The 10460-nt window shown below is 74.0% G+C and carries 11 protein-coding genes and 2 pseudogenes; 3 read left to right on the top strand and 10 right to left on the bottom strand.

Annotated features, from left to right (window positions below; translation table 11 throughout):
• From ACZ6ZR_RS26615 to ACZ6ZR_RS26605, 3 genes and pseudogenes are all read right to left on the bottom strand, one after another.
• A pseudogene (locus ACZ6ZR_RS26615) lies at positions 1 to 758 on the bottom strand (phosphatidylglycerol lysyltransferase domain-containing protein); the annotation flags it as partial.
• A gap of 114 nt (positions 759 to 872) precedes the next feature.
• Positions 873 to 1958, bottom strand: coding sequence for a sensor histidine kinase (locus tag ACZ6ZR_RS26610; RefSeq protein WP_465646377.1), 1086 nt, complete (start codon positions 1956 to 1958; stop codon positions 873 to 875).
• Positions 1955 to 2602, bottom strand: a complete 648-nt coding sequence (locus ACZ6ZR_RS26605; RefSeq protein WP_465646383.1) for a response regulator — start codon at positions 2600 to 2602, stop codon at positions 1955 to 1957. The genes ACZ6ZR_RS26610 and ACZ6ZR_RS26605 overlap by 4 nt, the downstream gene beginning before the upstream one ends.
• A gap of 380 nt (positions 2603 to 2982) precedes the next feature.
• On the opposite strand from ACZ6ZR_RS26605, the gene ACZ6ZR_RS26600 reads away from it, so the two are divergent.
• Entirely contained in the window at positions 2983 to 3645 is a 663-nt protein-coding gene (locus ACZ6ZR_RS26600; protein WP_465646375.1) for a response regulator, read from the top strand.
• Positions 3642 to 4736, top strand: a complete 1095-nt coding sequence (locus ACZ6ZR_RS26595) for a sensor histidine kinase (protein WP_465646373.1) — start codon at positions 3642 to 3644, stop codon at positions 4734 to 4736. The genes ACZ6ZR_RS26600 and ACZ6ZR_RS26595 overlap by 4 nt, the downstream gene beginning before the upstream one ends.
• 194 nt (positions 4737 to 4930) lie before the next feature.
• Here ACZ6ZR_RS26595 and ACZ6ZR_RS26590 read toward each other — a convergent pair whose 3' ends face one another.
• Positions 4931 to 6634, bottom strand: coding sequence for a hypothetical protein (locus ACZ6ZR_RS26590; protein WP_465646371.1), 1704 nt, complete (start codon positions 6632 to 6634; stop codon positions 4931 to 4933).
• A gap of 207 nt (positions 6635 to 6841) precedes the next feature.
• A complete protein-coding gene (locus ACZ6ZR_RS26585) occupies positions 6842 to 7732 on the bottom strand; it encodes an NAD(P)-dependent oxidoreductase (RefSeq protein WP_465646369.1) in 891 nt (296 codons plus the stop codon).
• Positions 7733 to 7832: 100 nt separating this feature from the next.
• Here ACZ6ZR_RS26585 and ACZ6ZR_RS26580 point away from each other — a divergent pair, with 100 nt between their 5' ends.
• Positions 7833 to 8198: a winged helix-turn-helix transcriptional regulator gene (locus ACZ6ZR_RS26580; RefSeq protein WP_465646367.1), complete on the top strand. Its 366-nt coding sequence runs from the start codon at positions 7833 to 7835 to the stop codon at positions 8196 to 8198.
• Here ACZ6ZR_RS26580 and ACZ6ZR_RS26575 read toward each other — a convergent pair.
• The 5 genes and pseudogenes from ACZ6ZR_RS26575 to ACZ6ZR_RS26555 all read right to left on the bottom strand — a co-directional run.
• A complete protein-coding gene (locus tag ACZ6ZR_RS26575; RefSeq protein WP_465646365.1) occupies positions 8187 to 8606 on the bottom strand; it encodes an SsgA family sporulation/cell division regulator in 420 nt (139 codons plus the stop codon). The two genes, ACZ6ZR_RS26580 and ACZ6ZR_RS26575, sit on opposite strands and share 12 nt — an antisense overlap.
• Positions 8603 to 8773 (bottom strand): hypothetical protein, encoded by a 171-nt coding sequence (locus tag ACZ6ZR_RS26570; protein ID WP_465646363.1) that lies wholly within the window; start codon positions 8771 to 8773, stop codon positions 8603 to 8605. The genes ACZ6ZR_RS26575 and ACZ6ZR_RS26570 overlap by 4 nt, the downstream gene beginning before the upstream one ends.
• A gap of 150 nt (positions 8774 to 8923) precedes the next feature.
• Entirely contained in the window at positions 8924 to 9172 is a 249-nt protein-coding gene (locus ACZ6ZR_RS26565) for an SCO4226 family nickel-binding protein (RefSeq protein WP_465646361.1), read from the bottom strand.
• A 139-nt stretch (positions 9173 to 9311) separates the two neighbouring features.
• On the bottom strand, positions 9312 to 9803 hold the full coding sequence (locus ACZ6ZR_RS26560) for a flavin reductase family protein (protein ID WP_465646359.1): 492 nt from the start codon (positions 9801 to 9803) through the stop codon (positions 9312 to 9314).
• 35 nt (positions 9804 to 9838) lie between these two features.
• A pseudogene (locus tag ACZ6ZR_RS26555) lies at positions 9839 to 10460 on the bottom strand (hypothetical protein); the annotation flags it as partial.

Genomic DNA, 10460 nt, shown 5'->3' with positions numbered 1-10460 from the left:
GTCAGCAGCTCCTGACCGCGCGGCGACCGGAAGGCCACGTACAGCACCAGCAGGAAGAGCACCGCGCCCATCGCGTTGATGAAGCCGTTCACCCAAGCGGGCACCGCGATCACGGCGAGGGTGAGCTCGGCGGGCTCCAGCGTGACGAACTCGGCCAGGGTGTAGTCGAGGAGGTCGAGGAACCCGGCGCCGGCCAGGGAGTTGGTGGCCTGGATCAGCAGCGTGCCGACACCGGCGATGAGCAGGACGCCGCCGACGGCGGCCGTCAGGGCGGCCCTGGGGTTGGCGCGGTCGCCCTTGGAGGTGAACTCCCGGCGCCCGATCAGCAGGGCCGCGACGAACAGGCCGGTGAGCACGGTGGACAGCCAGTTGAGCCCCTGCCCCCGGAAGTCGAACTCGGCATCCGACAGGACCAGGGCCGCGATCATGGCGAGCCAGGTCAGTCCCGCGAGTACGAGGTTGAAGATCCAGGCGGCCCGCTTGCGGCGCCGCATCGCCACCGCCAGCAGCAGCGACAGCAAGGCCGAGGTCAGGCCGGCGGTCATCAGGTACGGGGTGAAGAACTCGCCCTCGTTGTGCGTCTGCACCTGGTCCCGGAACGGGACGGCGAGCACCGCCACCAGATTCAGCAGGGCGAGCAGCCGCAGGTACCAGACCGTGGACTCGGCGGCCCGCCGCTGCCACCGGCCGCCGTCGGCGGCGGGTGGCACGGGTGCCGTGGGTGGGCGGGGCCGGGCTGGGGCGGTGGCTGCGGTCATGGTCCCACCGTCGCCTCCGGCGGCTGCGGAGCCCATCCGGCGGAGAGCCGGTGCCACCCCGTCGGACGGCCGCCTGGCTCCCGCCGGGTGGCTGGCCCGGGCGCCGGGTACGCGTCAGGCGGTTCGGTCGGGCAGGTGGAGGTGGACCAGGAAGCCGCCGTCGAGGGTCGGGCCGCTGGTGAAGGTGCCGCCGTGGAGTTCCGCGCGTTCGCGCAGGCCGATCAAGCCCTGCTGGGAGCTGGGCAGGGCGACGGATCGGCGCGCGGGAGCGGCGTTGGTGACGGTGACGTCGAGGCCGCGGCCGGGGCGGCGCACCTCGATGACCGCGGCCGCGCCGGGCGCGTGCTTGCGGGCGTTGGTGAGCGCCTCCTGCACGGTGCGGTAGACGGCGCGCTCGACGGAGGGGCTGGCGTCCTCGGGAAGGTCGCCGTCGATGTGGACGTGGATGCCGCTGTTGCCGATCAGCTGGGCGAGTTGGGTCAGGGTCGGCTGCGGGGTGAGCTCGTCGCCGCGGACACCGGAGGCGCGCAGCAGGGCGACCATGTGGCGCAGCTCGTCCAGCGTGGTGACGCTCAGGGTGCGGATCGTCCGGGCGGCCTCCTGCGTGGCCGGGTCCTTGGTGCTGACCTGGAGTGCGCCCGCGTGCACCGCGATCAGGCTGATCTGGTGGGACACCACGTCGTGCATCTCCCGGGAGAGTTGGGCCCGCTCCCGGGAGAGGACGGTCCGGGCGTGCAGTTCGCGCTGCTGCTCCTGGGACTCCTGAAGGTCGGTCAGGCGCTGGGCGAGGTCGCGGCGGGTCTGCACCAACTGCCCGAGGATGACGGGGGCGATGGCCAGCGCGATGGAGTAGCTGACGGCGATCAGGCCGCTCGTGACGTGCTGCAGCGGCCAGGGGATGACGGACGCCACGCCGAAGGCGACGGCGCAGGCGGCCAGCAGCCGGCGGTCGCGGTGGTGTTCGGCCAGGGTGTAGAGCGCGAGCAGCGGGGCCACGACGATGTCGTCGGCCATCGCGGCGGGCAGGGTGAGCGCGAAGACCAGGACGGGATGGCGGTGGCGCAGCGGCAGGCAGAAGCAGGCCAGGACGGCCACGACCATGTCCCACTGCGCCATGCCCCCGGCGGCCACCCAGACGTCGGCCAGCGCGGCTCCCACCAGCACGGCCCCGACGGCCCAGGCGGGCGGACGGCGTCTCACAACTCCACCAGCAGGCCTGCGCGTTGGGCGGCCACCGCGGCCTGGACCCGGTTCCCGACGCCGAGTCCGGCCAGCACGCTGCTGACCTGCTCCTTGACGGTGCCGACGGTCAGGCCCAGCCGCCGGGCGATCTCGGCGTTGGCGAGCCCCTCGGCCAGCAGGACCAGCACTTCCCGCTCCCGGGGAGCCATCCCCTCGATCCGCCGGGCGGCCTCGAGGTCGAGGCGCGGAACACGGAGGTGGACGTCCACCACCGCGCGCAGGGCGTCGGCGGAGAGCACCGTCCCGCCGGTGGCCAGCGAGCGGACCAGCCGGGGGAGCGCCTCGGGGGCCGTGTCCTTGAGCAGGAAACCCGTCGCGCCCGCCCGGAGGGCGGTGGTGATGTCCGCGTCGAGGTCGAAGGTGGTGAGCATCGCGACCGGTGGCGGATCGGGGAGGGCCCTGATCTCCCGCAGGACGGCCAACCCGTCCCCGTCGGGCCTCCGGATCTCCAACAGCACCAGGTCGGGCCGGTGCTCCGTCACGGCGGCGAGCGCCCCGCCGCCGTCCACGGCGGCGACCACCTCGATCTGCGGGTCCTGACCGAGCATCAGCTCGAACCCGGCCCGCACCAGCGTCTCGTCGTCCACCAGCACAACCCTCATCACCGCCGCCGGTGCGGCGCCGTCCCACTGGCCGGGTCTCGGGAGGGCTGCGTGGTGTGCGCTCACTGTTCAGAACTCCGGAAGGATCGTCGGGAAGGGAAGGAAGGGCAGCAGCGGGGTACGTCCGGTCGGGGTACGTAAGGGCATGCCCCCCAGCATTGGCAGCCGGGCCCGGCCGCGGAATCCGGCAGGAATCCGGACTCCGCCAGCCGGTCGGCTCCGACTCCCCGTCGATCGGCGGGGGCCGCCCGCTCCGCCGTTCGGCGTGCCGTCCCCCGCCGCGGTGTGCCGCGCCGCGCCGGTTTCCGTCGGGGCGGGGTGACAGGGCAGGGTGGGGAGGTGTCGACGGGGGTCGTGGCGAGCTGGAGTGGAGTGGGTCATTGATCAGGGTGCTGGTGGTGGACGACGAGGCGCTGATCCGAACGGGTTTCCAGCACATCCTCGGCGCGGCCGAGGACATCGAGGTGGTCGGCGCGGTCAGCGGCGGGCAGGCCCTCGCGGAGGTGACCCGGCTGCGGCCGGACCTGGTGCTGCTGGACATCCGGATGCCGGACGTGGACGGCCTGACCGTACTGGCGGACCTCCAGGCCCTGGAACGGCCGCCGGTCACCGCGATGCTGACCACCTTCGACAACGACGAGTACGTGAGCGCGGCGTTGCGCGCGGGCGCGGCGGGCTTCCTGTTGAAGGACACCGACCCCGATCAACTGGCCCATCTGGTACGGGCGTTGGCGTCCGGTGAGACGGTGCTGTCCTCGAAGGTGACCCGGGCGATGGTGGACAGCTACCTGGGCCGGCAGGTGGACGGCACGGCGGCCCGCCGGGTGGCGCGGCTGTCGGAGCGCGAGCGGCTGGTGCTGGTGCTGATCACCGAAGGGCTGTCCAACGCGGACATCGGCCTGCGGCTGCACCTGAGCCTGGGCACGGTGAAGGACCACGTCAGCGCGATCCTGACCAAACTGGAGGTGACCAGCCGGGTGCAGGCCGCCCTGCTGGCCGAGCGTTCCGGCCTGCTGGAGCAGGAGCGGGGCAGCACCGGATGAGGCCCCGTCAGGTCCGCCTGCCACCACCGGTGCAGGACGTGCTGCTGGTCGCGGTCGCCGCCCTGGACGTGTGGATCAGCGTCGACTCACCGAGCGGCTGGCGGCTGGCCTGCGCCTCGTTCGGCGCGGTGGCCCTCCTGCTGCGCCGGCCCTGGCCGCTGGTGGCGTTCGCGCTGACCCTGCCCGCCGTCGTGGTCTCGGACGCCCAGATCGCCGCCCTGATCGCGCTCTACACGGTGGCCACCCGCCGCGGTCCGGTGCTCCCGGCGGGCTGCGCGGTGCTGTTCGCGCTCGGCTACTCGGTCGAGATGGGCGGGTACGAGGTGCCGCCTGATTCCCTCTCCCGGCTGATCGTGTTCGGATACACCCTGGGGCTGGCGGCCGCCGCCGTCTTCCTCGGCCAACTGGTGCGCACCAGGGCGGATCTGGGGCTGCGGCTGGTGGAGATCTCCGAGGCCAGGGAGCACGAACGGCTGCTGATCGCCCAGCGGGTGCTGGCCAAGGAGCGGGCCCAGCTGGCACGCGAGATGCACGACGTGGTCTCCCACCAGGTCAGCCTGATCGCCGTGCGGGCCGGGGCGCTGCAGGTGAGCACCCGTGACCCGGACACCCGCGAGGCCGCCGTGACCATCCGTCAGCTGAGCGCGGGCACGCTGGACGAGCTGCGGTTCATGGTGGGGGTGCTCCGCGCCTCGGGCGGCGAGCCGACCGAGATCGCCCCGCAGCCGACCATCGGGGACCTGGAGCGGCTGGTCGCGGTCGGCGGCATCCCGGCCGAGCTCGATCTGGCGCTGCCGGAGGAGCTGCCGCCGCCGGTGCAGCGGGCGGTCTACCGGACGGTGCAGGAGGCGCTGACCAACGTCCGCAAGCACGCGCCCGGCGCCTCGGCGAAGGTACGGGCGTGGCAGGACGGACCGCTGCTGCGGGTGACGGTCACCAACACCGCGCCGACCGGTGTCGCACTCGCCCTGCCCAGCGACCAGCACGGGCTGGTCGGGCTCCGCGAACGCGCCGAACTGCTGGGCGGCACGGTCGAGTCGGGCCCGACCGCCCACGGCGGCTGGGAAGTCCGGCTCACCCTGCCCACCTGACGGGGCCCGGCACGTCGCCCGGCCGGTGACAGCCCGGCCTGGCTGCTGATCGCCTCCCCGCACAGCGGGACCTCCCTGTCGATCCTGGGAAGCACCGGCGTCGCCCTCACCGAAGACCTCGAACCGTCGGGGCCCTGGAAGGCGGGATCACCGACCCGCCGGACGACGGCGGGGCGGTGCCGGCGGTCCGTCGGTCAGCCGAAAGTGGCGGCCGAGGCGCGGATGCCCGCGCGCTGCAGAGCCGTGATCACCCGCTCGATGGTCCGCGCCACCGCCCTGCGGCCGGCCGTGGTGCCGCTGCCCTCGACCTCGACCAGGGTCGGCCACCGGACGAAGTCGTCCAGCGCCGGGAGCCCGTCCTCCACGTCCGGGTTGCGCGTCACGTCCACCGTCACCCAGGAGACGGTCAGGCTCCGGCCTTGGAACCGCGCCCCCAGGTCGGCCGTCAGCACTCCCATCACCTCCTCCGGCACCGCCAGCAGGTAGAGCTTCCCGTACGCACGCCGGGGGAGCGGCTCGGCCGCGGGTCCGTGCGGCGCGTCGGGGTGGCGGACCACGGCCAGGTCCACCTCCACCCCCAGCCGCTGCTCCAGCTCCCGCCGCAGCCCGTTCAGCCCGGCCTCGCCGGACTGGATCTCACCGGTCTCCACCGCGCGCCGCTCGGTGCGCCCCAGCGCCGCAGCCACCGCCCGGCCCGCCAGTACAGCCGACCGCTGCGCGCCGAACAACTCCGCGACCAGCACGTCGAACCGCGCGGGCGGCACCCGCACCGTCAGGGCGAGCGCCGCACGGGCCGCGCCGTCCGCCCGGACCTCCTGCACGGCCACCTCGCCGGCCAGGTGCTGCACGCCCGCGCGGACCGTCTCGACCGCCTCGGCCAGCTGACCCTGGGTCAGCGCCCGGGCCGGCTCGGGGAGCGGAGCGGGCGCCGGCGCCCGCTCGCCCCACGGCAGGACGGCGCGCACCAGCGCCTCCTGCCGCCGCTGCCAGCGGGTCCGGTGGCGCTCCCGCGCGAGCTCGCGCTCGCGGATCCGCCGCCAGACCTCCAACCGCTCCTGCTGCGCCGCCCGGTAGTGGTCGGCACCGTGGCCGGCGATCAGTCCGGACAGCGCCGCACCGGACAGCGCCCGCGCCAGGTCCGGTTCGAAGCGCTCCGGGTGCGCGGCGGCCAGCGCCCGGTAGAACACCACCGCGCGCGTACCGGCCACCGCCGCCTCCTCGGCCCGGCCGACCCCGTCCAGCGCGTGCGAGAGGGCCACCAACACCCGGGCCAGCCGGGGCAGATGAACCTCGGAGTCCTCCTCCACCAGCTGCAGCGCCTTCCGCAGGCACTCGTCGAGAGCCACTACGGCGCGGTCGTGCCGATGGAGGTTCATCAGGTCGATCGCGTGGTTGTGCAGCGAGTTGACCAGGTCGGCCAGGTGGGCGTCGGGCTGCGCCGTCGCGAGGCGTCGGCGCAGCAGTACGGCGAGCGCGCTGGTCTCGGCGGCCTCCGGCTCGGCGACGACCAGCTCCGAGTAACGGTTCGCCAGGTTGTGCAGCACGCCCGCGAGAACCACGGTGTACTGCCCGGGCCGGTTCCTCGCCAGCGCCCGGAGCAGGTCCACGGCCTCCTCGCAGGCGGTGGTGGCCTCACCGAACCGGCGCTGCGCGGCGAGCGCGACGGAGTGGTTGCTCAGTGCCAGGGCCAGCCGCATCCGGTGCAGCTCCATTCGCCCGCCGGTCGCGCTGCCCTGGGCCAACTCCCGCCAGGCCAGCACCGCTTCGCCGATGGCGGCCCACGAGTCCTGCTCCCGCCCCAGCTCCGACAGCACGATCCACCGCACGCTCAGCGCGTCGGCCAGCCCCGGCAGGTACGCCTCGGGATCACGGCGGGCGGGCGCCCGGTACAGGCGCACGGTGGCCCGCCCCGTGGCGGAGAGGGCGGCCGGCGGCTGCCGGTCGGGTTCGGGCGGGAAGGGGCCCGGGGCTCGGTCGGCTCCGGCACCGTCGGAGGTTCCACTCCGGGCGCCCCGGGAACCGGCGAGTGGTCCTGGCCCCCTTCCTCGGACTAGCTCACGACGCGTCGCACCACGGGCGGTACGACCGGTGAGGTGGCGCGTGCGTCAGCGGCGCAACAGGTCGATCAGCCCGGCCAGGTCCTCCGTACCACTGCCCTCGGTCAGCCGACGCTCCATCAGGTCGAAGTACGGCCTGAGCAGTTCCGGGCTGACCCCCTGCTCCTGCGCGGTGCGGAGGAAGGTGGGCACACCGGCGACCTGCATGGCGAGGTTCGAGACCACGCCCGTGGTGTGGTCTCCGCTCTCCAGCCGGGCCGCGGTGGTCGTGACCGAGCCGAGCATCGCGCCGAGCCAGGAGGAGAGCAGCGGGGCGAGGCTGCTCGGGGCGACGGCCTCGGAGCGGAACAGGGCGAAGGCGTGCGCGACCCCGGCGAACATCCCGTACATGGCGCTGAGCAGGGCCACGTCGTGCAGCGCGGCGAGCCCGGCGTCCTCGCCGACGTAGTGGGTGCCGGCCGGGACGGCGAGAGCGGGCTCGTGCTCGCGGAACAGCTCGCCGGAACCGCTGTAGAAGACGTACGGGCCTGCCGCCGGGACGCCGATCATCGGCGGGACGGCCATGATCCCGCCGTCCAGGTAACGGGCGCCGCGCTCGGTGGCCCAGGCGGCGCGGCCCCGGGCGTGGCCGGGCGTGGTGGTGACCAGGTTGACGACGTCCTTGCCGGTCAGGTCGAGGCCGTCCAGCGTGCTCCCGACCGCGTCGTCGTCGAGCAGGCACACCACCACCAGCCGGTTGGCGCCGACCGCTTCGGCGGCGGTGGCGGCGACGGTGGCGCCCCGGGCGGCGAGCGGTTCGGCCCGGGCGGAGGTGCGGTTCCAGACGGTGAGCGGATGCCCGGCGGCGAGCCAGGCGGAGGCGAGTGCGGTGCCCATCGCCCCCAGGCCCAGCAAGGTGATCGGGGTCTTCGACGGAGTGTCAGTGGTGTTCGGCGTCATGTGTCCCAGGCTCGTCGCGAGGCCGGGGAACGATCAAGTACGTACTTCGGAGTGGGTGGTTACCCTGAGGTGAGCGAGCAGGTCACGGAGGGGTGTGGGGATGGCGAGCGTGCCGAGGCCGGGGGCGTACGTGTGCGGGATCGACGCGGCGATGGACGTGATCGGCGGCAAGTGGAAGGTGCTGGTCCTCTGGGTGCTGGCGGAGCGGCCGTGCTGTCGCTTCGGGGAGCTGCGCAGGCTGGTACCGGGCATCACCGAGAAGGTGCTCGCCGCCCACCTGCGCGAGCTGGAGGCGGACGGCATCGTGCACCGCGAGGCGTACGACGAGGTGCCGCCCCGGGTCGAGTACTCGCTGACGGCCGCCGGAGCGCGGCTCAACGAGGCCCTGGCCCCGCTGGGCGCCTGGGGGCGCGAGCACGTCCTGGACGGGAGCTCCGACGGGACCTTCGTCCGGTCAGACCAGTAGACGGGTGAGGCGTCCGTCCAGATCGAGGTGGCGGGTCTCCTCGCCCGGCGGGACGAGGGCGAAGGCGTCCTCCAGGAAGCACTTCACCTGTTCACCGGGGATGCTGAGGACCGCGGTGCCGGACGAGCCGCGCAGCTCGATCAGGACCGTGCCGCCCCGGCCCGGTGCGACCAGGACGTCCCCCGGTCCGGCCGGCGCCCGCCGCCCCTGGTCGAGCAGGTCGCGGGCGAAGGTCCAGCGCACGACGGGCTCGTCCTGTGCGTCAGGCCGGAGTTCGACCACGTGCAGCTGCACGGCGTACGGATCCGTGGAGTCGAAGACCAGACGGCCCGCGAGCACCACGTCCGGGTAGGCGCTGTTCAGGACGCGGATGGTCAGGCGGTGGGCGACGGTCTTCGCGTTGTTCAACGCTCCCCCTCGTGACGGGTGGTCAGGCGGCACCCGCGGACGTGTCGCCGCGGTGTGAGGGTGCGGCTGCCCGCTCGCCGCCGGTTCACTCGGGTCTGTCGGGGGATGTCGTCGATGTTGGTGACGGCGAACAGCCCGGCCGCCTGCCCGATGATGCCCAGCTCCACGTGTGGCCGCTCCCCTTCGGTCCGGGTGTCCCCGTGACGGTACCGGGAGCCCGAACCCCGGCGAGCGGGACCTCGTGGCCCGCCCTCGTGAGCCCGTCCCCGGCCCGCGAGGCGGTGGGGACGGGGCGGGGGCCGTGGGCTGACGCTGGGTCAGACCATCAGCGAGATCGGGTGGATCTCGTCGGCGCGGTGGCCGGCGCGCTCGTGGATGCGCTGGACCGCCTCCTTGGAGGGCGCTTCGGAGAGGCAGTAGACGACGCCCGCGTCCGGGTCGGCCCAGGCCTGCTCGAAGTGGACACCCTCGTCGGCCTCGATGGCGAGGTCGGCCATGTGGGCCGCCCTGAGGTCCTCCTCCGTGATGCCGACCATGTTGTGGTGCACGTCCATGAACTTCGCCATCGCTCACACACCTCCGGGAGCGGGTACCGGCGGCCCGGCCGCTGCCGAGCCGCTCCACCTCCAGGCTGCGCCGAACACTCCGGCGCGCAACTCCCCCGCGCGACGGGACCGCCCGCCGGTCCGGGTGTGCCCGGCGTCGTCAGGCCGGGTGGCCGGGGTCGATGGTGGCGACGTCGCGGAAGGAGAGCGGCCGGGCGGCACCCTCGCGGACCCGGGTGGCGAGCGGCTCCAGGAGGTGGCCGGTGTGGTCGCCCCAGTCGGCGCGGTCGAGGACGCGCGCGGCGAAGCGCGCGGGGACTTCGGTGAGCAGGGGGACTCCCTCCGGGCCGGGCTCCCACGGGACGGCGGCGAACTTGTCGACCTCGTCGCCGGTGCGCCCGCCGAACAGCTCGGCCAGTGCCCGGCCGTCCGGCTGCCGGGAGTCCAGCAGGTGGACGCCGAGCACCGGCGCGCGTAGGGCGATCCGGTGGGTGTGGTTCGCCTTGGAGATCCAGACCGTGAAGCGGGCCGGGTCGATCGAGTTCTGGCTGCCGAAGCCGACCAGGCAGCCGGCCCGCTCGCCCCCGGCGGCGGCCGTGACCACGTACACGGGGTGGTCCAGCAGGTCAAGGAAGTCGTCGAACCGGTTCATCGTCCGTCATCTCCTCCGGGCAGCGGGTCGCCTGGTCAGCCGCCGAGCAGGCGGCGCAGGCGGTGGGGCAGGGTGAGGCGGTCGCGGCGGGCCACGGTCTCCCGGTCGAGTTCCTCCATCAGGCGGCGGGAGCGGTGTTCGAGGTCGAGCTCGTCCAGGACGCGGTCCACCTCGGCGAGCAGTGCGCCGTGCAACTGCCAGGCGTCCGGGTGGCGTTGGACGCGTGCCAGCAGGAGGACGGCGACGTTGTCGCGGACGGCGTGGGCGGCGGCGAGTTCGCCGGTGAGGCGGAGCTCGGCGGCTTCGGCGTTGCGGCTGACCTGGGTGGTGACCAGGACGGAGAAGCTGACCAGGGCGTCGCCGACGTGGCCGAGCAGTTCGCCGAGGGCGAGCGCCTCGTCCGGGGGGAAGAGGGCCTCGACCTCGCCGCGGCGCTTGGCCAGATCAGTGAGCGAGCGGGCCAGGACCCGGATGACCACGACGCAGATCTCCAGCGTGTCCAGGCCGGTGCGGAGCACCAGCCTGGAGAGCACGCCCTCGGAGATGCGCGGGTTGAGCCGCAGGCTGTCCTCGGCCTGCCGGAGCGCGGCGTCCACCTCCGCGATGGCCTGGTCCAGGGCCCGGGCCTCGTGCAACCGGGCCGCCGCGCCGGCCACC

The organism is Kitasatospora sp. NPDC088742 (assembly GCF_055584905.1).
This window is presented reverse-complemented; position numbering and strand designations above follow the sequence as displayed.

What these genes read in the sequence shown, in the direction of transcription:
- ACZ6ZR_RS26565 (WP_465646361.1), bottom strand. Translation starts at nt 9,172, where the DNA reads ATGGCGAAGTTCATGGACGTGCACCACAACATGGTCGGCATCACGGAG.
- ACZ6ZR_RS26585 (WP_465646369.1), bottom strand. Translation starts at nt 7,732, where the DNA reads ATGACGCCGAACACCACTGACACTCCGTCGAAGACCCCGATCACCTTG.
- ACZ6ZR_RS26595 (WP_465646373.1), top strand. Translation starts at nt 3,642, where the DNA reads ATGAGGCCCCGTCAGGTCCGCCTGCCACCACCGGTGCAGGACGTGCTG.
- ACZ6ZR_RS26560 (WP_465646359.1), bottom strand. Translation starts at nt 9,803, where the DNA reads ATGAACCGGTTCGACGACTTCCTTGACCTGCTGGACCACCCCGTGTAC.
- ACZ6ZR_RS26605 (WP_465646383.1), bottom strand. Translation starts at nt 2,602, where the DNA reads ATGAGGGTTGTGCTGGTGGACGACGAGACGCTGGTGCGGGCCGGGTTC.
- ACZ6ZR_RS26580 (WP_465646367.1), top strand. Translation starts at nt 7,833, where the DNA reads ATGGCGAGCGTGCCGAGGCCGGGGGCGTACGTGTGCGGGATCGACGCG.